Raw genomic sequence first — 26,000 nt, forward strand, 5'->3', positions numbered from 1 at the left:
GCGAGATGCCCACAACGGTAAGCATCTTATCAGGCAGCTACGCGCGTCGCGTCAACTGTCGGATTTTACGCCTTGTCGTTCAGCACCAGCTGACCGTTACTGTCCAGCGGGATACGGGTGCCTGGGTCGTTATCCATACGGATTTTGCCCTGGTCGTTACCGATTTTATAGGTAACGTCATAACCCATCATTTTTTCCTGCTTGTCGTAAACGGTTTTGCAGCGCTGCTCGGTGGTAGTGTAGGTATCCCGATCCTGCAGTGCGCCCTGCACCTGATTACCACCGTAGCCACCGGCCACTGCACCGGCAACGGTTGCCACGTCGCGACCGCGACCGCCGCCAAACTGATGGCCCAACACGCCACCCGCTACCGCGCCCAGTACTGAACCGGCAATACGGTGCTCATCCTGCACGGCGCGACGGTGTGTCAGCGTCACGTTACGGCATTCCTGACGTGGGTTTTTGGTCGTTTCTTTGATTGGTGTTGCGGAAAGCACCTGCGCATACTGCGGGCTGCGATCAAAAACGTTCATGCCTGCAACAGCAGCGACGCCCAGGGCCGCTGCCACACCAATTCCGATACCTGCCAACATTGATTTATTCACAGGACGTTCTCCTGAAATTGTTACCGCGCAATTTAGCCTGCAGCCCATTCCGTGGCAGAGACCATTACCTGGCGTGCGCGACGCGCCATGTGGTGTTGGGGTAATTTTGCGCATCAGGACCAATTGTGACAATAAGAATACCGGACGAAATCACGTCCAGTTACCATAAGAGAAAGCTTTTAAGAGTGTTCCGATCGACGGCTTTGCGGGGCGGTAAAAGAAGAAAGGCTTATAGTAAACGCGTCACTATAAGCCTTGATGCTTGCAAATACTGTGGTACTACAACGACTAAATTGCGATCAATGCATTTTCAGGCGCGGACGGATCACCCGGTTAATGCTGCCAACCAGCATCATCAGGCCGGTTTTGAAGTAGCCATGCAGCGCCACCTGGTGCATACGGTACAGCGAGATGTAAACGAAACGCGCAATGCGCCCTTCCACCATCATCGAACCGCGCATCAGGTTACCCATCAGGCTTCCCACCGTACTGAAGCGAGAGAGCGACACCAGCGAACCGTGATCCTTATAGACATAGGATTTCAGGCTCTGGCCTTTAATCTGCGCCAGGATGTTACCCAGCACAAGCGAAGCCATCTGGTGAGCAGACTGCGCGCGCGGCGGCACAAATCCACCGGATGGCAGTGCACAGGATGCACAGTCACCAATGGCGAAGATGCTGTCATCCAGTGTGGTTTGCAGCGTAGGCTTCACCACCAGCTGATTGATGCGGTTAGTTTCCAGACCGCCAATCTCTTTCATAAAGTCAGGCGCTTTGATCCCCGCTGCCCACACCATCAGATCGGCATCGATAAACTCGCCCGATTTGGTGTTCAGTCCTTTTTTATCGGCGCTGGTCACCATGGTCTGCGTTAATACCCGCACGCCCAGCTTGGTCAGTTCCTGATGCGCCGCGGTGGAGATACGTGGCGGCAGCGCTGGCAGAATACGCTCACCGGCTTCCACCAGCGTGACGTTCAGCGCGCTGTTATCCAGCCCCTTGTAACCGTAGCTGTGCAGCTGTTTGACCGCATTATGCAGCTCGGCCGACAGCTCGACGCCGGTGGCGCCTGCACCAACAATGGCGATGTTCACTGTGTCCTGCGGCCCTTCGCTGGAAGAGAATTTCAGGAACAGGTTGAGCATTTCATTGTGGAAACGACGCGCCTGGTGCGGGTTATCAAGGAAGATGCAGTGGTCTTTTACACCCGGCGTACCAAAGTCGTTAGAGGTACTGCCCAGCGCCATCACCAGGGTGTCATAGGCCAGTTCACGTTCAGGGACCAACAGCTCACCCTGCGCATCGCGGATCTCAGACAGCTGCAGGCGTTTGCCTTCGCGGTCGATATCGGTCAGCGTGCCCAGCTGGAACTGGAAACCGTGATTGCGGGCATGCGCCAGGTAGCTCAGTCCATCAATCCCTTCATCCAGCGATCCGGTGGCCACTTCATGCAGCAGCGGTTTCCACAGGTGGCTGGTGTTACGATCGACCAGAGTGATTTCAGCCTTTTTCTTACGCCCCAACTTGTGACCCAGCTGAGTAGCAAGTTCAAGTCCACCTGCCCCTCCGCCAATAATGACAATTTTCTTCAGTGGTGTAGTCAATTGACCCCCTTAAATTGTGAACCGATCGTTAACTAAAGGTTAAATTAATATCCTTAGTAAACATAGGGTTGGCGAGTTTAATTCGCTATCTGCTGGCAGAATAGCACGGGGATGAAGCAGAGATCTCTTAAAATTGATGCAGGTCAATTTTTACCAACGATCTCAGAATAGTACGAAGAAATAAGGGGCAGGACGCAGCCGGATGACTGCGCCCTTAAGCGTTAACCGAGGGTTTTAAAGGCCTTGATGCGTTGCAGATGTTGCGCGATATTTTTGAATTTATGGCCCTGCACGTCGTCCCAGATAATCTCATAGGTGCTTTGCAACGCCTCTGCCGAACGCTGACTGTCCAGCGCGTCATCGTTGCGTGAGAGAATGGCCAGGCAGCGGTCACGGTTCTTCTCGCGGAAATTGCTGACGCATTTCGTCGCCAGATCGACATACTCTTCCGGGCGATTAATTTTCCCCACCATGTTCTCTTCAGGCCAGAGGTTCGGATTGAAGATGACCTGGCGGATATCGCTGAGAAAACCAATGCGCTCGGCCCAAAAGCCACCTAAGCCCACGCCGCAAATCAACGGCCTTTCATCGTCAGTGCTGCGCAGCAGTTTATCGGTCTCATTCAGCAGATACTGCATATCATGCTTGGGATGCAGCGTGCTGTAGCTCAGCAAGCGCACATCGGGGTCAATAAACTGCAGCTGGAGAACCTTTTCATGGTTCCCCGGACTGGTTGAATCAAAACCGTGCAGATAAATGATCATCGCCATCCTCGTTGAGAATTGCCGTCAGCTGCCTTTTTGCTCCAGCCAGCGCGATTGCAGCGCGGTCAGGGCCTTGTTCGCTTCTTTCCAGCGAGGCGAATCCAGCAGCTGCTGGCGGGTAAATGTTCCCCGATGATACAACCGGCTGACGCGTTCGGCGTTGATCGGCGACAGATTATCCAACACGCTGACCGCACCTTGACGGTTATTGCAGACCAGGATCATATCGCAGCCGGCATCCAGCGATGCCTGGCCACGCTCTGCGTAGCTGCCCATAATCGCCGCACCTTCCATCGACAGATCGTCCGAGAAAATCACGCCGTCATACCCTAACTCGCCGCGAAGCACGGTCTGTAACCAGTGGGACGATCCGCTTGCCGGACGGGGATCGATCTGAGTATAGATAACATGCGCCGGCATGATCGCATCCAATGCCTGCTCTTCAATCAGCTGTTTGAAAATCTGCATGTCGTGCTGGCGAATTTCCTGCTCGCTGCGGTCATCACGCGGCGTCTCTTTGTGCGAATCGGCACTGACCGCACCATGGCCGGGGAAATGTTTGCCGGTGGTTTTCATACCCGCGTCGTGCATCCCGCGGATAAACTGACGCGCCATGCGTAAAGCGATGGCCGGATCTTCATGGAAGCTGCGCTCACCAATGGCCGCGCTGCCGTGGCCGATATCCAGCACCGGCGCAAAGCTGATGTCGATATCCATGGCGATCATTTCTGAGGCCATTAACCAGCCAGCCTGCTGGGCCAGCTCGGCGGCTTTCACTTCGTCATTTAACGCGTAGAAAGACTGCATGGCGGGCAGGCGGGTAAAGCCCTCACGGAAGCGCTGAACGCGTCCGCCTTCCTGATCGACGGCAACCACCAGCCGGTTGCGCGATGCCGCGCGAATTTGCCTGACCAGTTCGGCCAGCTGCGCAGGATCGTGATAATTACGGCTAAACAGGATCAACCCGCCGACCAGCGGGTGCTGTAAAATCTCACGCTCTTCTGCATCCAGCTCGTAGCCGAGCACGTCTAACATTACCGGTCCCACACTTCACCTCTTAATCTGATAACACCCGCTGCCAGGCTTCTGCTGCCAGCGTGTAAAACATCGGTTGTTGAGTCTGCTGCCAGCGCAGCTCATACCAGCTGGCCATCAGCAGTCGCAGCCACGGCTGCCAGCGCTGCATCTGCTGCGTCAGCGCCTGCTGGTCAATATTCTGTTGCGCGGCATAGCAAGCCGTCAGCTGCTGTTGTTGTTGCTGGTTGAGGCCGTTGCCCGCCACTATCGCCGCCAGCTCCAGCGCCACATCGCCATCACTGGCGTATTCCCAGTCGATAAGCTGCAAGCTGTCCCGATGACGGATGACGTTGCCGCCATGGATATCCATATGCAGTAACGCCAGCCGCAGCGGCCTGGGCTCGCCCTGCTGTTGACACTTTTTAAGCGCCCGCAGCCAGCCATGATGGCGACGCGTCGGGCAACTTAACAGCCAGTACTGCTGTAACAGCGCCAGCAGAGAAAGCCGGTAGCCGCTCAGTGGCTGCGCGTGCAAGGTGGCCACCTTTAAGGCTATAGCCTCAAGGTGCTGAATAAACCCCTGCCGATCCAGCGCTTCGCCAGGCTGCCAGCCCAGCAGCAACCACTCTGCGTTAAAACCCTGCACCGCTGGCGCAAGACCACTGCCTGAGAGTTTGCGCAGAATATGGTACTCGCGACGGCGATCGACGCCGGGAACAGGCTCGGCTTTTCGCTGATGGCGAGCCAGCAAGGTCAGGTCGCCCACCACGACTTTTCCGGTCTGGCCGGTGAGTCCGGTCAGCGGAAAAAAAGAACCGGCGGATTGCGCCGCCGGAAACTGTTGGGTGATCAGCCTGCCAAGCGCCGGATCAATGCTGGACGACACCGTTGCCTGACCAGATGATTTCACCTGTCTGCACCAGCATCAGCTGCATTTGCAGCGAAGGCGTTTTCACATCGCCCTGCACGTTGCTGTACAACACATACTGCGCGCCAACAATACGCGCCAGACCCACTGCTTTACTGCGTGAGCCCAGGCTGTCTTCTGCCGACAGGCCCAGCGTCTGCTTGGCGGTCGCTAGCTGCTGCGGCGTGACCAGCGTGAACTGGGTATTATTATCCAGTGCCGTGTGCAGCGCAGCGGTAGCTTTAGAGATTTGCAGGCTGCCGTTGGTGCTGTTTTTCACCCCATCCACCAGCAGAACGCTGCCGGCGGTGACGCCATCGGCTTTCAGCATCTGCGCAATCAATGGCGAGACGCTGGCATCCCAGTTAATGGACTGGAACTTCGGCGGCTGTGGTACGGTTTCCGCTGGCGGTGGCTCAACAGGCGGTTGGACTGGCTGAGTCGGCTGTACCGGCTCGACCGGCGCAGGCTTCTGCGGTTGCTGCTGTTCATTCACACAGCCCGCCAGGATCAGCGCCAGTAACACGACACCCGAGAGTTTGATTAACTTCCTTTCCACGCAATAACTCCTAAAGATACAAATAGAGCCTGACTTTGCTCGCCGTCAGGTTACCGGTTTGCGATGATATTTCAATATTGCCATTGGCGGCCACGGTGGTGGTGCGCGGGGCTTCAAACGGGGTGATTTCCAGACCTTTGTCATCATACCAGTAGAAACGGTAGTGAACGGTCACCGGCTTCACCTGCTGGTTATAAAGCACCGAGGAGGCCCGCTGCTGCCCTTCATTTTCGGACATCACTGGCTGATCGGTGGTGATCCCGGCTGACAGGACCGATGACTCCATCACCAACGACTGCGAGGTATTGATGGTGGTGGGAGGGCTGCTGCATCCGCTGAGCAGCGCCAGTAACGTTATGCCTGTGGCAATCGCCCGCATAGTGAGGTGTGTCCGTATCAGAGGGCTAGTTAGCCAGCATTGGGCCTAAAGGACGACCACCGACGAGATGGAAGTGGATATGATAAACCTCCTGCCCGCCGTGTTTATTGCAGTTCATGATCAGACGGTAGCCATCTTCGGCAATGCCCTGATCTTTGGCAATTTTAGCCGCAACGGTGATCATCCTGCCCAGCGCCGCTTCATGGCCTGGCACCGCATCGTTGGCGGTTGGGATCACAATATTGGGGATGATCAGAATATGAGTGGGCGCTTTTGGCGAGATATCACGGAAGGCGGTCACCAGCTCATCCTGATAGACGATGTCAGCCGGGATTTCACGGCGGATAATTTTACTGAAAATCGTTTCTTCAGCCATCAGTCACTTCCTTAACGAAAAGTAGAGTTCAGGCAGTATGAGTGAGTTAGCCGTTTTCTTTCAACCTTCCCGTGACATTTCTTACGCTAATCGCCTGGCATGTCAGCATTCGGCTTGTACGGGCATGAAAAAGGGGAGCCTAAGCTCCCCTTTCGTCACGGAATAAACCCTTAACTGTTACGGATATAATCATCCATATCGGTTTTCAGGTTATCGGATTTAGTGCCAAAAATGGCCTGAACACCGGACCCGGCAATCACCACGCCCGCCGCGCCTAATTTTTTCAGGCCAGGCTGGTCGACTTTGGTCACGTCCGCCACGCTGACACGCAGGCGGGTGATACAGGCGTCCAGATTGGTGATGTTCTCTTTGCCGCCAAAGGCTGCGACCAGATTACCGGCCATCTCACTGGCGTTACCCACCGTTTGCTCCGCAGTTGTCTCTTCACGACCTGGCGTTTTCAGGTTGAATTTGGTGATCACAAAGCGGAATACGGTGTAATAAATCAGGCCATAAATGACGCCTACCACCGGGAACAGCCAGATTTTGCTGCTGTTGCCACTGAGCACCACAAAATCGATCAGGCCGTGAGAGAAGCTGGTGCCATCACGCATTCCTAACAGGATACAGATTGGGAACGCCAGACCGGCCAGCAGAATGTGGATGGCGTAGAGCACCGGGGCCACGAACATGAATGAGAACTCAATCGGTTCGGTGATGCCGGTCAGGAACGAGGTCAGTGCAGCGGAGATCATAATGCCGCCCACTTTGGCGCGGTTCTCTGGTTTCGCTGAATGCCAGATAGCGATAGCCGCCGCTGGCAGACCGTACATTTTAAACAGGAAGCCGCCGGAAAGTTTGCCCGCCGTTGGGTCACCCGCCATATAGCGTGGGATATCACCGTGGAATACCTGACCCGCCGCATTGGTAAACTCACCAATTTGCATCTGGAAAGGAACGTTCCAGATATGGTGCAGGCCAAACGGCACCAGCGTACGCTCAATCAGACCATACAGGCCGAAGGCAACAACCGGGTTCTGGTAAGCCGCCCACTGTGAGAAGTCCTGAATCGCCGTACCAATCGGTGGCCAGACAAAGGAGAGCGCCACACCGAGGAAGATCGCCGTGAAGCCAGAGATAATCGGCACAAAGCGTTTACCGGCAAAGAAGCCCAGATATTCCGGCAACTTGATACGGTAGAAGCGGTTAAACATGTATGCCGCAATCGAACCGGCAATGATGCCACCGAGTACGCCGGTATCCGCCAGATGTTTGGCTTCGATTTCCGCCGGCGGTAAATGCAGCACCAGCGGCGCGACCACCGCCATGGTTTTCACCATGATGCCATAGGCAACGACGGCGGCCAGTGCCGAAACGCCGTCATTGTTGGTGAAGCCCAGCGCCACGCCAATCGCGAAGATTAACGGCATATTGGCAAAGACTGAACCACCGGCTTCCGCCATGACGTGAGAAACCACGGCAGGCAACCAGCTGAAGTTGGCAGAACCAACGCCCAGCAGAATACCGGCTATCGGCAAAACCGACACCGGCAGCATCAGCGATTTGCCGACCTTTTGCAGGTTGGCAAAGGCATTTTTAAACATAGTGTGAAGCTCCTGAGTATGATTGCTGTTTTACGCGCGTTACGCGTGATAACGGAGGGGAGATCCCCGCTATTTTCGGAACGTCTTAGCGTTCTCGGTATTTATTACGAAGAGTAAAATAAATCGCTAAAATTTAGTTTGATGAGCATCACGTTTCATCGAAGCTTTGCACATCGTCTAGTTCAAATGGCCAGAAAATGCCAGGTTTTGCACAATAAAAAACCGCATCACCCAAAAGAGCGATGCGGAATTGCATCAACAGCCGCTGCCGGCTGACGTGAACGCCGTCGTTATGCGTCGGTTAACCGGGAGAGCGGCACGTGGAACAGATCGGAAAAGTTCTTTGTGGTGGCTTCAGCCAGTTGCTCAATGCTGACGCCTTTGACCACCGCCATATATTCGGCAACATCACGCGTGTAAGCGGGCTGATTTTCTTTGCCGCGGAACGGCACCGGCGCCAGATACGGTGAATCCGTCTCGACCAGCATACGATCGAGTGGCACGTAGCGTGCCGCTTCGCGGATGCTCTCCGCATTGCGGAAGGTGGCGATGCCCGAGAACGAGATATAGAACCCCATATCCAACAGTTTACCGGCCGTTTCACGATCTTCGGTGAAGCAGTGCAGCACGCCGCCACAGCCTTCCACCTTCTCTTCTTTCAGGATCGCCAGCGTGTCTTCACGCGCGTCACGCGTATGGACGATCACCGGTTTGTTCAGATCGCGTCCGATGCGGATATGCTCGCGGAAAGATGCCTGCTGCTGCTCCTTAGTCTCTTTCTGATAAAAGTAATCGAGACCCGTTTCACCCATGGCGACCACCCGCTGGTCTGCAGCCAGCTGGCGCAGTTCGGCAAAGTCATAGGGCTGTTCCTGATTCAGCGGATGAACGCCGCAGGAGTAGGCGACGTTCGGGCGATCGCCAATCAGCTCAACCATCGCTTTATAACCCGGCAGCGTGGTGGCAACCGCCAGCATAAATTTCACATCGCGCGCGGCGGCTTTCGCCAGCACGTCGCTGACATCGTTGTGCAAGGTGTCATAATCCAGTCCATCGAGATGGCAGTGCGAATCAACTAAAAACATAATTCTTCTCTATTCAGTCTGACCAGACGGCGCCGGGTTAAGCATTTGCTCCCATCCCAGCAGCTGGTCGGTCAGTAATAATTCACGGTTTACGGCAACCACGTTAAGCAGACGATCGCGACAGACCATCCACTGGCGCACGCTTTCATGCAGTGCGCTGGTCGGCAGTTGCAGGGCCATATCGGCAATCAGCGCTTGCCGATCGACATTGGCAATATACTGGCCGCCACCCTGCTGCCATTTCAATGCATCGACCAGTAAGGCACACAGCCAGCCGGTGCGCTGCGCGGCATCATCGGTGTTCAGCGCGGGCAGCAAGCTTAGCATATCCTCGCGCAATGCCGTCGGTAGCGCGTTACACAGCGACTGGCGGGCCGCCCAGCGCTTTTCCTCTAACAGACTGAGTGCAGCCGCCGGCGCACCGCCACTGAGACGTAAAGCGGTTATGCCATCCTGTTCCGTGGTGGAGACCTGCTTCAGCAGCCAGTTAAGGCTTTGCGCCTCATCCGGTGGAGAAAGGTGAAAGTTAAGGCAGCGACTGCGCAGCGTCGCCAGCAGTTGCGCAGGCTGCTGGCTGCAGAGCAGGAACCAGGTGTTTTTTGGCGGCTCTTCCAGCGTTTTCAGCAGCGCATTCGCCGCCGCTTCGGTCAGCTGAGCCGCATCCGGGATCCACACCACCTTCGCGCCACCCTGCTGAGCATGGTGGTAAAGCTTTTCGGTGATGCTACGCACCGCATCGATGCCAATCGAACTCTTGCCCTTTTCCGCTTCCAGGCTGTACCAGTCCGGATGGGTGTGCGCCTGCATCAGCTGGCAGGCATGGCATTCACCGCAGCTTTTCAACCCGTCACGGCGCTGGCACATCAGCCAGCGGCTGATGCCCCACACCAGCGAGGCATCGCCCATCCCCGGCAGCGCCTGCAGCAGCAATGCGTGATGACCACGCCCTGCCTGGTGCTGGCTGAGGATCTGACGATAGGGCTGATTCAGCCACGGATACCAGATCATCGCTGTTCCTTCAGCCATGCGACCAGCACCTGACGGATCGAGGCGCTGACCTGCTCAATGGACTGCGTGGCATCGACCGTTTGGATCCTGCTGTCGCTGGCGGCCAGCTCCAGGTAACGTTGACGGGTGCGGATAAAGAAGTTCAGCGACTCCTGCTCGATGCGATCCAGTTCACCACGGGCTCTGGCGCGCTGCAGGCCAATTTCTGGCGTCACGTCGAGATAGATGGTCATATCTGGCGCAAACTCGCCGAGCACGCTGTGTTTCAGCTGGCTCATCAGGGCAATGTCCATGCCGCGTCCGCCGCCCTGATACGCCTGGGAAGAGAGATCGTGACGATCGCCCACGACCCAGGCACCGCTGGCCAGCGCAGGTTTGATTACGTTTTCAACCAGCTGAACGCGCGCGGCATACAGCATCAGCAGTTCAGCCTGATCCGTCACCCGCTCACCGTCAATGCCCTGCTTGATCAGGTCACGGAGCTTTTCCGCCAGCGGCGTGCCGCCCGGCTCGCGCGTGAACACGATGTCACTGATACCCTGCTCACGCAGCGTGGCGACCACCACATCCCGGGCAGTGGTTTTACCCGCCCCTTCCAGCCCTTCGATGACGATAAATTTACTGTCCATTTTTTTCCTTCACCGCAAGACGCCACGCCTGAACCGCACGATTATGGCTGGCCAGATTAGTGGTAAACGTGTGTCCACCTTTGCCGTCTGCGACAAAATAGAGGAAGTCCGTTTTCACCGGATGTGCAGCCGCTTCCAGCGAGGCTTTGCTCGGCATGGCAATCGGCCCTGGCGGCATACCGGCAATGACGTAGGTATTATAAGGGGTTGGCGTGTCCAGGTCTTTACGCGTCAGGGTGCCTTTGTAGCTGTCGCCCATGCCGTAAATCACCGTGGGATCGGTCTGCAAACGCATACCGACGCGCAGACGATTGATAAACACCGAGGCAACCTTACTGCGTTCGTCGCTTAAGGCCGTCTCTTTTTCGACGATCGATGCCATGGTCACCAGATCGTTTTTGTCTTTATACGGCAGGCCGTCCATTTTGCCCTGCCACTGGTTATCCACCAGTTTCACCATCCGCTCGTTAGCCCGCTTCAGCAGCGCCACGTCGGTGGTATTGGCGGTATAGGCATAGGTGTCCGGGAAGAGCCAGCCTTCCACATCCTGTTCGGGTAATGACAGTGCAGCGGCAACGGTCGCCAGCTTATCGTCAGACAGCGTGTGCTTGATATAAGGCGCTGCACGCAGCTGTGCCAGCCACTCCTGCAAACGCTGCCCTTCAACCAAACGTAACGGGAACTGAGCTTCTTTCCCGCTGGCCAGCAGATCGAGCATCTGCCTGACGGTCATGCCCTGGGTGAAGCGATAGGTCCCGGCCTTAAACTTCGCCAGTTCCGGCTCCAGCTTTAACAGCCAGCCAAACCAGACCGTTTGCGGCACGATATGCTGGCGGTTAAGTTCGGCTTCCAGCACCACACGTCCGGAACCCGCCGGCAGCGTAAAGATCGTTTCTTTGTTGATGGTCAGCGCCGAGTCGGCAAACTGGCGTATCTGCCAGTAGCTGAAGGCGATGGCCGCCACGACGATGACGACAATCCCGGTGAAGAGTTTTCTTTTTACTGTCATGAAATATCCATGTTAATCGTCTTGAGGGTGTAACAGAGTAAACAGCTGCCGTGAGGAATAGTGCCAGTTCCCTATCTGCCGCACCGGCAGGATCGGCATCAGCGCATTGGTAATGATCGCTTCGTCCGCGTCGGCCAGTGTTTCAAGCGGCTGGCTGACTTCCTGCACGGCGGTCCCCAGCTCGCGCAGTCGCTGGATCACCCGCTGGCGTTGAATACCGTTCACCCCTGAATGGCTAAGATCGGGCGTAAACACCTGCTCTCCCTTACGCCAGAACAAATTTGCCGCACAGCATTCCACCAGGCTACCGTCAGTGTCAAGCACCAGCGCCTCGTCTGCGCCAGTCTGGTCAAGCTCTGTACGGATCAGCACCTGCTCAAGCCGGTTAAGGTGTTTGATACCGGCCAGCAGCGGGTTTCTGCCGAGGCGGATCGAGCTTAACGCCAGCGTCACGCCGGTGTGGCGCAACGGATGATAATGCGCGGGGTAGTCAGAGAGGAAGATCATCCGTGAGGGCTGTTGGCATCCGGCGGCACTGTAGCCCCGACCGCCCACTCCGCGCGAAAGGATCACTTTCAGCACGCCATCAGTACGGGTCGCTGCCGCAAAACGCATTTCATCCTGCAGCGCTGACCAGTCGACGTTGGCGATCATCAGGCGCTCGCAGCCGAGTTTAAGGCGCTGCACATGGGCCTCGGGCATCACGATTTCACCCTGCAAAATGCGGGCGGTGGTGAAACAGCCGTCACCGAACTGCACGGCACGATCGCGCGCCTGCAGGCTGTCCTGCCGCTCGCCATTAATCCAGACCATTGCTCCCCCTGAGTGAACATCGCACAGCGGTAAAGATACCCTTTATGCCGCTGCAGATTCATCCGATTGTCTGTGCATAATTGTATAGAGAGATAAAAAGCCCGACCCGCTGCGCGCTTAGCAACAAAAAAGGCCCGCAGAGCGGGCCTTCTTCAAGGTAAGGCAACAATCAAATTTTACGGAAAATCAACGAACCGTTGGTTCCGCCAAATCCGAAGGAGTTACACAAGGTGTACTCCAGACCTTTTACCTGACGGGCTGTGTGCGGGACAAAATCCAGATCGCAACCAACATCCGGGTTATCCAGATTGATGGTTGGCGGGATAACCTGGTCGCGCAGGGCAAGAATAGAGAAAATCGACTCTACGGCGCCTGCAGCCCCTAAAAGGTGACCGGTCATGGATTTAGTGGAGCTCACCATCACGCTGCCTGCACTGGCACCGAAGACCGTTTTCACTGCCTGGGCTTCAGCTTTATCACCGGCTGGCGTGGAGGTGCCGTGCGCATTGATATAGCCAATCTGCTCGGGTGACAACTGCGCATCTCTCAGCGCATTTTTCATTGCCAGAGCGGCGCCTGCACCATCTTCCGGTGGTGAAGTCATATGGTAAGCATCGCTGCTCATGCCGAAACCAACCAGTTCCGCATAAATTTTCGCGCCACGCTTTTTCGCGTGTTCGTACTCTTCAAGCACCACCAGACCAGCACCATCGCCCAGCACGAAGCCATCGCGATCGCGATCCCATGGACGGCTTGCCGCCTCAGGATTGTCATTGCGGGTTGAAAGCGCACGTGCGGCGCCAAAACCACCCATACCCAAAGGCGTACTGCCCTTCTCGGCACCACCTGCCAGCATCACGTCGGCATCATTGTAAGCAATGATACGTGCAGCCTGGCCAATGTTATGCACACCGGAAGTACAGGCCGTGGAAATGGCGATGCTTGGACCTTTCATGCCGAACATAATAGTCAGGTGACCCGCTATCATGTTTACAATCGTGGAGGGAACGAAGAAAGGACTGATTTTACGCGGGCCGCCGTGGATCAGCGAATCGTGGTTTTCTTCAATCAGACCGAGACCACCGATACCGGAGCCAATAGCGGCACCAATACGATCGGCGTTCTCATCAGTAATGACCAGACCGGAATCCTGCATGGCTTGAATGCCAGCGACAACGCCGTACTGAATGAAGGCATCCATCTTGCGCTGATCTTTGCGCGAGATAAATTCTTCACAGTTAAAATCTTTTACTAAGCCAGCAAAACGCGTTGCGTAGGCACTAGTATCAAAATGGTCGATCAGGCTGATGCCACTCTGACCGGCAACAAGAGCATTCCAGGTGGACTCTACGGTATTGCCGACAGGAGACAACATGCCAAGACCGGTCACAACTACACGACGCTTAGACACGTTCGTCCTCCAGGGAGGGAAAAAATGACAATGGAACAGTATGGGGTGTAAAGAAAAAACTCAGGCGGTCGAATGACCGCCTGGAGATGCTCACTTATGCCTGGTGATTATTGATGTAATCAATAGCAGCCTGAACAGTAGTGATTTTCTCAGCTTCTTCGTCCGGAATCTCGGTATCAAACTCTTCTTCCAGAGCCATTACCAGCTCAACGGTATCAAGAGAATCAGCGCCCAGATCTTCTACAAAAGAGGCAGTGTTAACGACTTCTTCCTGCTTAACGCCAAGCTGCTCGCCAATGATTTTCTTAACGCGTTCTTCGATAGTGCTCATACTATTAAATTTCCTATCAAAACTCGCTTTCGCGATGGTTTTCGTAGTGTATAAAATGGTGAAAAAGATGCAACTAAATCCCGGCTGGTCAAACCACGAATTTACGCTATTTTGCGGGTATAACCGCAAATAACGCAAATATATTTCGTGATTATCAGACCATATACATTCCGCCGTTGACGTGCAGCGTCTCACCAGTGATGTACGCAGCCTCGTCGGAGGCTAAAAATGCTACGGCATTCGCGATTTCCTGCGCGCCGCCGAGGCGACCCGCTGGCACTTCCGCTAGAATGCCCGCACGCTGATCTTCAGTCAGCGCGCGCGTCATGTCGGTTTCAATGAAACCTGGCGCCACGACGTTAACGGTAATACCACGTGACGCGATTTCACGCGCCAGTGACTTGCTGAAGCCGATCAAACCCGCTTTTGCTGCTGCGTAGTTTGCCTGGCCCGCATTACCCATCGTTCCGACTACAGAACCAATGGTAATGATTCGGCCTACGCGTTTCTTCATCATAGCGCGCATTACCGCTTTTGACAGGCGGAATACGGAAGTCAGGTTTGTGTCCAGGATATCCTGCCACTCATCATCCTTCATACGCATCAGTAGATTATCACGCGTAATGCCAGCATTATTGACTAAAATGTCCACTTCGCCAAATTCAGCACGAATATTTTCTAACACCGCATCAATTGACGCACTGTCAGTCACATTCAGCAGCAGGCCTTTGCCATTAGTGCCCAGATAAGCACTGATGGCGTCCGCACCACTTTGGCTGGTCGCTGTACCGACAACTTTCGCGCCGCGTGCTACCAGCGTTTCGGCGATAGCACGGCCTATGCCGCGACTTGCACCGGTAACCAGTGCGATTTTTCCTTCAAAGCTCATGTTCATCCTCGTCTACTGTTAAAGCGCCGCTGACAGGCTGGCCGGATCGTTTACCGGAGCCGCAGTCAGGGTGTCAACAATACGCTTCGTCAGGCCTGTCAGCACCTTACCAGGGCCAACTTCCAGCAGTGACGTCACGCCTTCCTGCGCCATAAACTCCACACACTCAGTCCAACGGACCGGGTTGTACAGCTGACGAACCAGCGCGCTACGAATGGCCTCTGCTGAGGTTTCGCACTGCACATCAACGTTGTTAACCACCGGGAATGTCGGGGCGTTGAAGGTCAGTTTTTCCAGCGCAACAGCCAGTTTATCGGCTGCGGGTTTCATCAGTGCACAGTGAGAAGGTACGCTCACAGGCAACGGCAGAGCACGTTTGGCACCGGCAGCCTTACAGGCTGCGCCAGCGCGTTCTACCGCTTCTTTATTTCCTGCAATCACAACCTGACCAGGCGAATTGAAGTTAACCGGGGAGACAACCTGTCCCTGAGCCGACTCTTCACACGCTTTCGCGATTGACGCATCATCCAGACCAATAATGGCCTGCATAGCGCCCGTGCCTTCTGGCACCGCTTCCTGCATCAGTTTGCCACGCAATTCAACCAGTTTGATCGCTTCATCGAAGGCGATCACACCTGCACAAACCAGCGCACTATACTCGCCCAGGCTGTGTCCCGCCAGCATTGCAGGCATCTTACCGCCTTTTTCCTGCCAAACGCGGAAAATAGCAACAGATGCGGCCAGCAAAGCCGGTTGGGTCTGCCAGGTTTTGTTCAGTTCTTCTACAGGTCCCTGCTGCACCAGTGCCCACAGGTCGTAACCCAGCGCAGCCGAGGCTTCGGCGAAGGTTTTCTCAACCAGCGGATTCTCTGCAGCCAGCTCAGCCAGCATGCCTACCGTCTGGGAGCCCTGTCCCGGAAAAACCATAGCAAATTGCGTCATTGTGAAATCCTTAATCAAAAACGAACCAGCGCCGAGCCCCAGGTGAATCCACCGCCGAAGGCTTCCAGCAGAATAAGCTGACCACGTTGAATGCGACCATCACGCACGGCTTCATCCAGTGCGGTAGGCACGGAAGCGGCGGAGGTATTGCCGTGACGATCGAGCGTAACCACGACTTTCTCCATGCCCATACCCAGCTTGCGGGCGGTGGCACTGATAATACGCAGGTTGGCCTGATGCGGAACCAACCAGTCAATGGCTTCACGATCGAGGTTATTGGCTTGCAGCGTCTCTTCAACGATATGTGCAAGCTCGGTAACAGCCACTTTAAACACTTCGTTACCGGCCATGGTCACGTAGGAAGGCTGCTGCTGGTTCTGACGATCCTGATTGGACAGGGTCAGCAACTGGCCGTAACGGCCATCAGCGTGGAGATGGGTCGAGATGATGCCTTGTTCTTCGCTGGCGCCTAACACCACCGCGCCTGCGCCATCACCAAACAGGATGATGGTGCCACGATCTTCAGGATCGAGCATGCGTGCCAACACGTCAGCACCAATCACCAGCGCATTTTTTACCGCGCCGTTCTTGATGTACTGGTCAGCCACGCTCAGGGCATAGGTGAAGCCTGCACAGGCAGCCGCAAGGTCAAAAGACGCGGCATCTTCAATCTCCAGCAGTTGCTGGATCATGCAGGCTGAGCTTGGGAAGGCGTGGCTGGAGGAGGTCGTCGCCACCACAATCAGTCCGATATCATTTTTATCAATGCCGGCCATTTCCAGCGCGCGTTCTGCGGCGTGGAAACCCATTGAGGCAACGGTTTCATCCGGCCCGGCAATGCGACGTTCACGGATACCGGTGCGGGTGACAATCCACTCGTCCGATGTATCCACCATTTTTTCCAGATCGGCGTTAGTCCGCACCTGTTCAGGCAAATAGCTGCCTGTACCGATAATCTTCGTATACATGTACGTCATTCACTCTTAGGTAATACAGCTTGAAGGCGGGCAGCAATCCGCTCTGGGACTTGCCGCGCCACCGCCTGCTCTGCCTGTTCGATCGCCGCAGCGAATGCGCGTTGATTGGCCGCACCGTGACTCTTAATCACCGTGCCGCGCAATCCTAACAGACAGGCGCCATTGTACTGGTCGGGGTTGAGGTGGCCGAAGCGCTTTTCCAGACGTTTTTTTATCAAACGTGCCAGCAGCGTCATCCACCAGGCCCTTTTTTTACCTTCGCCCTGTGATTTCAACAGCGAAAGAAACATTCTTACCACGCCTTCCATGGTTTTCAGGGTGACGTTGCCCACAAAACCATCGCAGACCATCACGTCCGTTTTCCCGGTAAGAAGATCGTTGCCTTCGAGGTATCCAATATAGTTAATTTCTGGCGATGCACGCAGGATAACTGCGGCATCGCGAATACTGCTTAACCCTTTGGTCTCTTCCTGACCAATATTCAGCAACGCCACGCGGGGAGAGTGTATCGACAGAACTTCTTCCGCCATCACCGCGCCCATCACTGCAAATTGTACCAGCATCGCGCTGTCGGACTCGACGTTTGCGCCCAGATCCAACACCACGGTTTTACCCTTGAGCTGATTCGGTAATACCGTCATCAGCGCCGGGCGCTCAATGCCGTCCAGCGGCTTGAGCATCATTTTTGCCAGGCCCATCAGCGCACCGGTATTTCCGGCGCTGATACAGGCCTGCGCCCGCCCTTCTTTCACCAACTCAAGCGCCACACGCATGGACGTGCCACGGCTGTGGCGAATGGCCTGTGAGGGTTTGGCATCACTGGCAATAACCGACTCAGCAGGGATCACCTGCAGACGTGCCAATAAGGCAGAATCAGCTTTTGCGAGAAATGACGAGATGTTGTCGGGATCGCCGACCAGAAGAAGATGCAGCTGTGTGTTAGAGGCCAGTGCCTGCATTGCAGCAGGCACTGTCACGCAGGGACCGAAGTCCCCGCCCATGGCATCTATCGCCAGGGTCAGACGTGGCAAAGTATCGCCTTGCGTATCCGCAAGAACTACTTAACGATGACCTTGCGACCGCGGTAGTAACCATCCGCAGTGATGTGGTGACGCAGATGCGTTTCGCCAGAAACTTTATCTACGGAAAGAGATGCTGTGGTCAGGGCATCGTGTGAACGACGCATGCCACGCTTGGAACGGGTTGGTTTATTCTGTTGTACGGCCATGGACCTTACTCCTATTACTTACGCTTTAAACTGGCTAATACGGCAAATGGGTTTGGTTTTTCTGCCTCTGCAGGCAGCTTGCCAAAGACCATGTCCGCCTCGGACACTTCACAGTGTTCAGAATCATGCACCGGAACGACAGGCAGGGCGAGGATAATTTCATCTTCAACCACCGCCAGCAGATCGATTTCACCAAACTCGTTGACCTCGACCGGCTCGTACGCTTCCGGCAGTGCCTCAGCCTGCTCGTCAGTAACGATCGGGCTGAAACAATACGTCACGTGGACCTGATGCGGAAATATCTTGTTGCAGCGTTGACAACACAGGGTTACGGAGACCGCCGCAGTACCGTTAAATACTGCTAACCGCTGATTGTCGATGGCGAACGACATCGAGCACTCTACATCACTGTCCACACTCACTACCGATTCGGTAATACGCTCCACCTGTTCAGGGGTGTAAACACCCTGATAATCAAGGCGCTTTTGAGCGGTACGAACCGGATCGAGAGTCAGGGGTAATTTTACTTTTTGCATAGGGCGCGCATATTAACTTTCAAACGAGATAGAGTCAAAGAAAAAGGCCGGTTTACAGCATCTTTCACCCAATATTCGCATCCAATGCGGCGCACAGTTTAAAATGCCTTGAACTGATTCGCTATCTATTCTGGAAAAAAATATGACACGACTGGTGCTTGCTTCAACCTCCCCTTTCAGAAAGTCCCTGCTGGAAAAGTTGGGGGTCCCGTTTATCACTGCCGCACCCGAGGTGGACGAAAGCGCGCAACTTGATGAATCCGCTACCGATCTTGTGATGCGACTCGCCGCTTCCAAGGCGCAGGCGCTGGCGGAAACCTACCCGGATCATCTGATTATCGGCTCCGATCAGGTCTGCGTGATTGACGGAAGAATAACCGGCAAGCCGCATACTGCTGACAATGCGCATCAGCAATTACGCCAGGCCAGCGGCCACAGCGTGATTTTTTATACCGGTCTGGCGGTGTACGACAGTGGTTCTCAGCAGTTACAGGTGATTTGCGAGCCGTTTAACGTCGATTTTCGTCCCTTGACCGAAGAGGAGATCGTGAGTTATGTGGCGAAAGAGCAGCCACTGAACTGCGCGGGGAGTTTTAAAAGCGAAGGGTTGGGGATCACGCTGTTCGACCGCCTTTCAGGCCGCGATCCCAATACCCTGGTCGGGCTGCCACTGATTGCGCTTTGCGAGATGCTACGTGCGGCCGGGATCGATCCGCTAAGGAATTGAAAAAGCGTCAGTGTTGCCCGTTGAATCGGGCAACACAGTGCAAAAGCGACGCTAAGTACTTTTGCACTGTCTATCCGCCACCTAATCCAAGGTTATTTCGCCGGTGCGGTTTTGCGCAGGACTTCCAGGCAGTGCTTCAGCTCATTGTCGAGCGGCGCTTCGACACGCATCACTTCACCGGTATTCGGATGGGTGAACTTCAACGCAGCCGCATGCAGGAACAACCTTTTCAGACCGGTACCGACAAGCTGTGCATCAAAATCGCGCTCGCCATAGCGATCGTCAAAAGCAATCGGATGGCCCGCGTGCAGCGTATGAACGCGGATCTGGTGGGTTCGCCCGGTGATCGGGCTGGCTTTAACCAACGTGGCATGCGCATAGCGCTCTTCAACCTTGAAACGCGTTTCAGACGGCTTGCCTTCGCTATTCACGCGCACAATACGCTCACCACTTTGCAGAATATTCTTCAGCAGCGGTGCCTGTACGGCTTTGATATGCGATGGCCAAGAACCCCGAACCAGCGCCAGATAATCCTTCTGCATCCCCTTCTCTCTCAACTGCTCATGCAGCGAGCGCAGTGCAGAACGCTTTTTCGCGACCAGCAGGATGCCCGAGGTATCACGGTCAAGGCGATGTACCAGTTCAAGGAAACGGGCTTCGGGTCTGAGGGCGCGTAATCCTTCGATTACCCCGAAGCTCAGGCCGCTGCCACCGTGCACGGCGGTGCCGGACGGTTTGTTCATCACCAGGATGTAATCATCTTCATAGACGATGGCGTGGGCTAAGGCCGCCACTTTATCCAGCTTCGGCGAAATCGCCTCTTCCTCACGTTCTGCCACGCGAACCGGCGGAATGCGGATCTCATCGCCGGCAACAAGCTTATATTCTGGCTTGATGCGACCTTTATTCACGCGCACTTCGCCCTTACGCAAAATGCGATAAATCATGCTTTTCGGCACGCCTTTGAGCTGCGTGCGTAAAAAGTTATCGATGCGCTGTCCTGCCTCATCGGCAGAAATCGTCACCATTCGTACTGCGGGAGTATTGGTTTTCATGGTCGGCGATTCTAAATAGAGCGCCAGGATAGCGCCACCTCTTTTTCTGTGCTTAACTGACGGTGACCCTTGTGGCTGATGATTTATGACCAGTTTTTGGGCAATTTGTGGAATTGAGATGCAAATCGCCATAAAAGCCGGAATAAACTTCACAGAGCCACTAAAGTCACCTTGCTATCACAAGGTTAGCAATGGAATAATGCTACTGTTTTTCCTCGCTAAACCTTGTGAAACAAGAAAAAAGCGTAATAAGAAAGTTTGCCGGATAGCCCATACACGCAGCAATGGCGTAAGACGTATTGTGCAATCAGGCATTTAGCGGGCTGCGGGTTGCAGCCTGGACGACAAGACGGGATTGGTTCACTCTGGTTACTCACTGGCGGTTCCCCCCTTTTTAAAAGCGCTGTTTTTCCATATGAAAAACAGGCTGCCGAGATTTTGCGCCCCTTAGCAGACCACAACCGTGAGGTTGACGTTTTTGCGATGAGACTCGGGGCCATCGGTTACTCGCGTCCAGCGTTACTATTGCCCGTAGCTTTGTCACTAATGTAAGAATAATGAGTAAGTTACGATGAAAAGAATGTTGATAAACGCAACTCAGCAGGAGGAGTTGCGTGTCGCCCTGGTGGATGGACAGCGCCTGTACGACCTGGATATTGAAAGCCCAGGACACGAACAGAAAAAAGCCAACATCTATAAAGGCAAGATCACCCGCATTGAACCAAGTCTTGAAGCAGCATTTGTCGATTACGGTGCTGAAAGACACGGTTTTCTCCCTCTGAAAGAAATCTCCCGCGAATACTTCCCAAGTAATTACAATTCCCATGGTCGCCCTAATATCAAGGACGTACTGCGTGAAGGTCAGGAAGTTATTGTTCAGATCGATAAAGAAGAACGTGGAAATAAAGGCGCCGCCTTAACCACCTTTATCAGTCTGGCCGGCAGCTATCTGGTGCTGATGCCGAATAACCCACGTGCTGGCGGTATTTCCCGTCGCATCGAAGGTGATGACCGTACTGAACTGAAAGAGGCGCTCTCTGCACTTGAGCTGCCAGAAGGGATGGGTCTGATCGTTCGTACCGCAGGCGTTGGCAAATCTGCCGAAGCGCTGCAGTGGGACTTAAGCTTCCGGATGAAGCACTGGGACGCGATTAAAAAAGCCGCTGACAGCCGCCCTGCTCCGTTCCTGATCCATCAGGAAAGCAACGTTATTGTCCGCGCCTTCCGCGATTATCTGCGTCAGGATATCGGTGAAATCCTTATCGATAACCCGAAAGTTCTGGAGCTTGCTCGTCAGCATATCGCTGCCCTGGGCCGCCCGGACTTCAGCAGCAAAATTAAGCTCTACACCGGTGAAATTCCGTTGTTCAGCCACTATCAAATCGAATCGCAAATCGAATCTGCCTTCCAGCGTGAAGTGCGCCTGCCTTCTGGCGGCTCGATTGTCATCGACACCACTGAAGCGCTGACCGCCATTGATATCAACTCCGCTCGCGCAACGCGCGGTGGCGATATCGAAGAAACGGCCTTCAACACCAACCTGGAAGCGGCAGACGAAATTGCCCGTCAGCTGCGCCTGCGTGACCTTGGCGGCCTGATCGTTATCGATTACATCGATATGACCCCGGTTCGTCACCAGCGTGCGGTTGAAAACCGTCTGCGTGAAGCCGTTCGTCAGGACCGCGCCCGCATTCAGATCAGCCACATTTCGCGTTTCGGCCTGCTGGAGATGTCCCGTCAGCGCCTCAGCCCATCACTGGGTGAGTCAAGCCATCACGTCTGCCCACGCTGTAGCGGCACCGGCACCATCCGTGATAACGAATCGCTGTCACTCTCTATTCTGCGTCTGATTGAAGAAGAAGCGCTGAAAGAGAACACCAAAGAAGTTCACGCAATCGTTCCAGTGCAGATTGCCTCTTACCTGCTGAACGAAAAACGCGAAGCGGTAAGCGCGATTGAAAAACGCCAGGGCGGCGTGCGGGCCATCATCGTGCCAAACGATCAGATGCAAACCCCACACTACTCCGTTCTGCGTGTGCGCACCGGTGAAGAGACACAAACCCTCAGCTACCACTTGCCGAAGCTGCATGAAGCCGAAATGGCGCTGCCTTCTGAAGAAGAGCACGCCGAGCGCAAACGTCCTGAGCAACCGGCTCTGGCCGCGTTTGTGATGCCTGATGCGCCACCAGCACCACAGGAAGCGGTTGTTGCTGAAGCGCCACCGGTGGCAGCAGTAGCAGCAGAGCCAGCCCCTGCGGCGGCGGCTAAAGCCCCTGCCGAAGCGGGAACCGGCCTGATGAGTCGCTTCTTCCGCGGCCTGAAGAAAATGTTTGCCGGTGAAGAGAAGCCAGTAGAACAACAGCCTCAGCCAGCCGTTGTGGTGGAAGAGAAAGCTCCTGAAGCGGCAGCGCCACGGGGTGAACGTCGTAATAACCGCCGTCAGAATAACCGTCGTGACCGCAATAACAGCGGCGAACGCGGTGAGCGCTATGGCGACCGTAACGAACGCAATGCCGATCGTAATGGTTCTGAGCGTAACGAACGCACCGAGCGTAATGGCAATGACCGCAACGAGCGTAATGACCGTAACGGTTCTGACCGTAACGAGCGTAACGCCGATCGCAATACTGACCGCAATGCGGATCGCAACGAGCGGACTTCTGACCGTCCGGAACGTAATGAGCGTAACGATCGCAGCGAGCGCACCCCGCGTAACGACCGTAACTCTAACCGCAATGAGCGCATGACTCGCGACCGCGATCCTGCTGCTGAAAGCCGTGAAGAGAACCGTCGTAACAAGCGTAATGCGCCGGCCGTTGAGTCTCCGGAAGATCTGCTGATGCAGGCTGTCGCCGAAGATGCACAACAGCAACAGCCGCGTCGTGAGCGTCAGCCACGTCGTCGTCAGGACGAAAAACGCGCGCCAGTGCAGGAAGAAAAAGCAGTTGAAATCGCTGAGATTCCTGAAACCGTTGTTGATGCTTCCGTTGATGTTGACAGTGATGAGCATGTTCAGGTTATGCCGCGCCGTAAGCCGCGTCAGTTGGATCAGAAAGTGCGGATCGAAACGGCTGAGCAAACTGCGGCTCGCTCTTTTGCGCCGACAGAAGACGAGGTTGCACCGGTACTGGAGCAGACTGCTGACTTCCCTGCGGCAGAACACGCCAGTGAAGCGGAAGAAGGCGAAGATCGTGACAGCAACAGCATGCCACGTCGTTCACGTCGCTCTCCTCGTCATCTGCGCGTCAGCGGTCAACGTCGCCGTCGCTACCGTGATGAGCGCTACCCGAACCAGTCGCCAATGCCACTGACCTTCGCGGCTGCGTCGCCAGAAATGGCTTCCGGTAAAGTGTGGATCACCTATCCTGTTGCTCAGGCAACGGATGAGCATGAACACGAGCAGTCTGTGGTGCCAGAGTACGGTCATCAGGATACGGCTGATGCGATTGCCGTGGCTGCAACAGCAGACGCTGCACAGCCTGCAGTGATTGCTGAAGCTCAGCCGGTGCATTTCTCTGAGCCACAGCCGGAAAATACCCCGGCAGTGACGCTGGTGAACACTGACGAAACGACTGCTATCGAAACAGCCGTTAATGAAGAGCCGTCTGTGGTGTCTGCCGCTGACGAAGTTATCGCTGATGCTGTGACTCAACAGGCTGTGCCAGCTGAAGAGGCTCCGGCAGTTCAGGCTGTCGACGCGGTAGAAGAGATTGTGGTTGAAGCGAAGCAGGCTGAAGAGCAGCGTGTGGCAGAAGAAGCCAGCCATCAGGCTGAAGAAGCCGCCTCTGACGTCAGCCCGGCGCTGGAACAGCAGGTAGAAGAAGTGTTGGCAGCACCGGAAGCCGTGGCCGATGTCACTGCAACCGAGCCGCATGCACCTGTTCCTGCCCGTGACGAGCCGGTTGAAGCCCCAGTTGCTCTGACTCCTGTTGCTGCACCGGTTGAAGCACCGGTTGCTCAGGCTCCTGTTGCTACGCCGGTTGAAGCACCGGTTGCTCAGGCTCCTGTTGCTGCACCAGTAGAAGCACCAGCGGCTCAGGCACCTGTTGCTGCGCCGGTTGAAGCCCCAGTTGCTCAGACCCCTGTGGCTGCACCAGTAGAAGCACCAGTTGCTCAGGCACCTGTTGCTGCGCCGGTTGAAGCACCAGCGGCTCAGGCTCCTGTTGCTGCGCCAGTTGAAGCACCAGCGGCTCAGGCACCTGCTGCTGCAGCGGTTACCGCTCAGCCCGCTTACAAGCACCACGCAACGGCGCCAATGACTAAAGCGCCTGCACCTGAGTATCAGGCTGAACCTGCGCGTGCAAGTGACTGGGTACGCCCTGACTATCAGTTCGATGGTCAGGGTTCTGCAGGCGGTCATGCTGCAACCCATCAGGCAACGGCTCCGGCAACTCGCCCAGAGTAACTGTCGCCTGACTGAAAAAGCCCTGGTCTTATGACCGGGGCTTTTTTTTTACCTCAATATATTCAGGGCAAAAAAAACCCGCTATCAGAAGGTTAACGCTGATAGCGGGAGAAACTGAACGTACCCGGTTTAAGCACGCTCAAAATTGGTGAAGCTTTAATTACATTTTGAACAGTGACATGCTGGACATGTCGGTAAAGACTTTATAAGAGGCCTGCAATGCCGTCTGCTGCATTGTGTAGGACGAGATGGCACTGGTGTAGTCAACATCGACCAGATTGCTCATCTGCGTAGCCTGATTCACCTTGGTGTCATCGCCTTTCGAGTCCAGGTTGTCCAGCTCGGTCAACTGCGTACCGAGTACGGAACGCACAGCAAGCACGTTGTTCAGCGAGTTCTTCAAGCCACGGTTGGTCTTATCCAGTGCCGCAGAAGCGGCATCTGACGTCGCCTGGTCCGCGCTTTCCAGCGGGGTGTTCAGCGCTTTAATCGCGGTATTCAGCGTGGTAAAGATATTGCTCTCACTGGCGCTGCCATCCGGCTCAGCCGTTGGGTTGCTGGTCAGTGACGTAAAGACCTGGCTACCGGTATGGTTGGTGACCATGGTGCGGTTAGAGTCGACTTTCTGGCTGATTGGCGTATCGCCACCGACATAGGTCACATCCCCGTTAGCATCCTGAGTGAACGGGGCTTTATCGGTCTGATAACCGGCAAACATGTAACGGCCGTTGCCGTCAGTGGTGTTCGCCAGGTTCAGCAACTGGTCACGGATCCCGGTCAACTGCTGCGCATAAGACGCGCGGTCATCATCAGACAGGGTGCCGTTTGCGGCTGCAACCACGATGGTTTGCGCCTGCTGAACAACGCTGGTCACCTGCTGCAGGTTGGTTTCTTCCTGCGAGATGTTGTTGGTAGCAAAACCCCTGGCCGTAGAATACTGGCTGGTTTGTGCCTGAGCCTGTGACAGCACCACCGCTTGCGCGGCAGCGACAGGATCATCAGACGGATTCACAACCCGCTTACCTGAAGAGAGTTGCTCGCCCACTTTCAACCAGCTGGCCTGAGAACTTGAGATCCCACGCATCTGTTGATCATAGATTTGGGCAGTACTGAGTCGCATCATGAACTCCTTATTCGGTC

26 protein-coding genes are annotated in these 26,000 nt (G+C 55.2%); 2 read left to right on the plus strand and 24 right to left on the minus strand.

What is annotated here, in order from left to right:
• Positions 1-65: 65 nt before the first annotated feature.
• The 22 genes from AC0IXH_RS08650 to yceD form a co-directional block, all read right to left on the minus strand.
• Positions 66-605 (minus strand): glycine zipper 2TM domain-containing protein, encoded by a 540-nt coding sequence (locus AC0IXH_RS08650; protein ID WP_013201695.1) that lies wholly within the window; start codon positions 603-605, stop codon positions 66-68.
• A gap of 299 nt (positions 606-904) precedes the next feature.
• A complete protein-coding gene (locus AC0IXH_RS08655; RefSeq protein ID WP_013201694.1) occupies positions 905-2,209 on the minus strand; it encodes an NAD(P)/FAD-dependent oxidoreductase in 1,305 nt (434 codons plus the stop codon).
• A 221-nt stretch (positions 2,210-2,430) separates the two neighbouring features.
• The gene (gene ycfP, locus AC0IXH_RS08660) at positions 2,431-2,973 is read right to left on the minus strand and encodes an alpha/beta hydrolase YcfP (RefSeq protein ID WP_013201693.1); all 543 of its coding nucleotides are present in this window, start codon (positions 2,971-2,973) and stop codon (positions 2,431-2,433) included.
• Positions 2,974-2,997: 24 nt separating this feature from the next.
• The gene (gene nagZ, locus AC0IXH_RS08665; protein ID WP_346566121.1) at positions 2,998-4,008 is read right to left on the minus strand and encodes a beta-N-acetylhexosaminidase; all 1,011 of its coding nucleotides are present in this window, start codon (positions 4,006-4,008) and stop codon (positions 2,998-3,000) included.
• A 22-nt stretch (positions 4,009-4,030) separates the two neighbouring features.
• Positions 4,031-4,900 (minus strand): thiamine kinase, encoded by an 870-nt coding sequence (gene thiK, locus AC0IXH_RS08670; protein WP_471720335.1) that lies wholly within the window; start codon positions 4,898-4,900, stop codon positions 4,031-4,033.
• Positions 4,860-5,456, minus strand: a complete 597-nt coding sequence (gene lpoB / locus AC0IXH_RS08675; RefSeq protein ID WP_013201690.1) for a penicillin-binding protein activator LpoB — start codon at positions 5,454-5,456, stop codon at positions 4,860-4,862. Before lpoB ends, thiK begins: the two co-directional genes overlap by 41 nt.
• Before the next feature lie 10 nt (positions 5,457-5,466).
• Positions 5,467-5,835: a YcfL family putative periplasmic lipoprotein gene (locus tag AC0IXH_RS08680; RefSeq protein ID WP_013201689.1), complete on the minus strand. Its 369-nt coding sequence runs from the start codon at positions 5,833-5,835 to the stop codon at positions 5,467-5,469.
• A 25-nt stretch (positions 5,836-5,860) separates the two neighbouring features.
• Positions 5,861-6,211 carry a purine nucleoside phosphoramidase gene (gene hinT / locus AC0IXH_RS08685; RefSeq protein ID WP_013201688.1) on the minus strand — a complete coding sequence of 117 codons (351 nt, stop codon included), beginning with the start codon at positions 6,209-6,211 and terminating at the stop codon, positions 5,861-5,863.
• A gap of 170 nt (positions 6,212-6,381) precedes the next feature.
• On the minus strand, positions 6,382-7,815 hold the full coding sequence (gene ptsG / locus AC0IXH_RS08690; protein WP_134823889.1) for a PTS glucose transporter subunit IIBC: 1,434 nt from the start codon (positions 7,813-7,815) through the stop codon (positions 6,382-6,384).
• Positions 7,816-8,105: 290 nt separating this feature from the next.
• Positions 8,106-8,900, minus strand: coding sequence for a metal-dependent hydrolase (locus tag AC0IXH_RS08695; protein WP_346566118.1), 795 nt, complete (start codon positions 8,898-8,900; stop codon positions 8,106-8,108).
• A 9-nt stretch (positions 8,901-8,909) separates the two neighbouring features.
• Complete coding sequence (gene holB / locus AC0IXH_RS08700) at positions 8,910-9,908, minus strand: DNA polymerase III subunit delta' (protein ID WP_346566248.1); 999 nt, start codon at positions 9,906-9,908, stop codon at positions 8,910-8,912.
• Positions 9,905-10,537, minus strand: a complete 633-nt coding sequence (gene tmk, locus AC0IXH_RS08705; RefSeq protein WP_013201684.1) for a dTMP kinase — start codon at positions 10,535-10,537, stop codon at positions 9,905-9,907. Before tmk ends, holB begins: the two co-directional genes overlap by 4 nt.
• Positions 10,527-11,546 (minus strand): cell division protein YceG, encoded by a 1,020-nt coding sequence (gene yceG, locus AC0IXH_RS08710; RefSeq protein WP_013201683.1) that lies wholly within the window; start codon positions 11,544-11,546, stop codon positions 10,527-10,529. Before yceG ends, tmk begins: the two co-directional genes overlap by 11 nt.
• 12 nt (positions 11,547-11,558) lie before the next feature.
• Positions 11,559-12,359: an aminodeoxychorismate lyase gene (gene pabC / locus AC0IXH_RS08715; protein WP_346594875.1), complete on the minus strand. Its 801-nt coding sequence runs from the start codon at positions 12,357-12,359 to the stop codon at positions 11,559-11,561.
• A 169-nt stretch (positions 12,360-12,528) separates the two neighbouring features.
• Positions 12,529-13,770, minus strand: coding sequence for a beta-ketoacyl-ACP synthase II (fabF, locus tag AC0IXH_RS08720; protein ID WP_013201681.1), 1,242 nt, complete (start codon positions 13,768-13,770; stop codon positions 12,529-12,531).
• Between the two features lie 94 nt (positions 13,771-13,864).
• Complete coding sequence (acpP, locus tag AC0IXH_RS08725) at positions 13,865-14,101, minus strand: acyl carrier protein (protein WP_013201680.1); 237 nt, start codon at positions 14,099-14,101, stop codon at positions 13,865-13,867.
• Positions 14,102-14,255: 154 nt separating this feature from the next.
• Positions 14,256-14,990: a 3-oxoacyl-ACP reductase FabG gene (gene fabG / locus AC0IXH_RS08730; protein ID WP_013201679.1), complete on the minus strand. Its 735-nt coding sequence runs from the start codon at positions 14,988-14,990 to the stop codon at positions 14,256-14,258.
• Between the two features lie 18 nt (positions 14,991-15,008).
• On the minus strand, positions 15,009-15,932 hold the full coding sequence (gene fabD / locus AC0IXH_RS08735) for an ACP S-malonyltransferase (protein ID WP_053145597.1): 924 nt from the start codon (positions 15,930-15,932) through the stop codon (positions 15,009-15,011).
• Between the two features lie 14 nt (positions 15,933-15,946).
• Positions 15,947-16,900 carry a beta-ketoacyl-ACP synthase III gene (locus AC0IXH_RS08740; protein WP_013201677.1) on the minus strand — a complete coding sequence of 318 codons (954 nt, stop codon included), beginning with the start codon at positions 16,898-16,900 and terminating at the stop codon, positions 15,947-15,949.
• A 5-nt stretch (positions 16,901-16,905) separates the two neighbouring features.
• Positions 16,906-17,940: a phosphate acyltransferase PlsX gene (plsX, locus tag AC0IXH_RS08745; RefSeq protein ID WP_013201676.1), complete on the minus strand. Its 1,035-nt coding sequence runs from the start codon at positions 17,938-17,940 to the stop codon at positions 16,906-16,908.
• A gap of 26 nt (positions 17,941-17,966) precedes the next feature.
• On the minus strand, positions 17,967-18,137 hold the full coding sequence (gene rpmF / locus AC0IXH_RS08750; protein ID WP_013201675.1) for a 50S ribosomal protein L32: 171 nt from the start codon (positions 18,135-18,137) through the stop codon (positions 17,967-17,969).
• Positions 18,138-18,151: 14 nt separating this feature from the next.
• A complete protein-coding gene (yceD, locus tag AC0IXH_RS08755; protein ID WP_471720336.1) occupies positions 18,152-18,673 on the minus strand; it encodes a 23S rRNA accumulation protein YceD in 522 nt (173 codons plus the stop codon).
• A gap of 142 nt (positions 18,674-18,815) precedes the next feature.
• Here yceD and AC0IXH_RS08760 point away from each other — a divergent pair, with 142 nt between their 5' ends.
• A complete protein-coding gene (locus AC0IXH_RS08760) occupies positions 18,816-19,400 on the plus strand; it encodes a Maf family protein (RefSeq protein ID WP_013201673.1) in 585 nt (194 codons plus the stop codon).
• Positions 19,401-19,492: 92 nt separating this feature from the next.
• Here AC0IXH_RS08760 and rluC read toward each other — a convergent pair whose 3' ends face one another.
• Positions 19,493-20,455 (minus strand): 23S rRNA pseudouridine(955/2504/2580) synthase RluC, encoded by a 963-nt coding sequence (gene rluC, locus AC0IXH_RS08765; protein ID WP_471720337.1) that lies wholly within the window; start codon positions 20,453-20,455, stop codon positions 19,493-19,495.
• Positions 20,456-21,026: 571 nt separating this feature from the next.
• On the opposite strand from rluC, the gene rne reads away from it, so the two are divergent.
• Positions 21,027-24,860, plus strand: a complete 3,834-nt coding sequence (gene rne, locus AC0IXH_RS08770; protein ID WP_471720338.1) for a ribonuclease E — start codon at positions 21,027-21,029, stop codon at positions 24,858-24,860.
• Between the two features lie 160 nt (positions 24,861-25,020).
• On the opposite strand, the gene flgL is transcribed toward rne, so the two are convergent.
• Entirely contained in the window at positions 25,021-25,980 is a 960-nt protein-coding gene (gene flgL / locus AC0IXH_RS08775; RefSeq protein WP_013201670.1) for a flagellar hook-associated protein FlgL, read from the minus strand.
• Positions 25,981-26,000 lie beyond the last annotated feature (20 nt).

It is taken from the genome of Erwinia sp. AC075 (assembly GCF_979253995.1).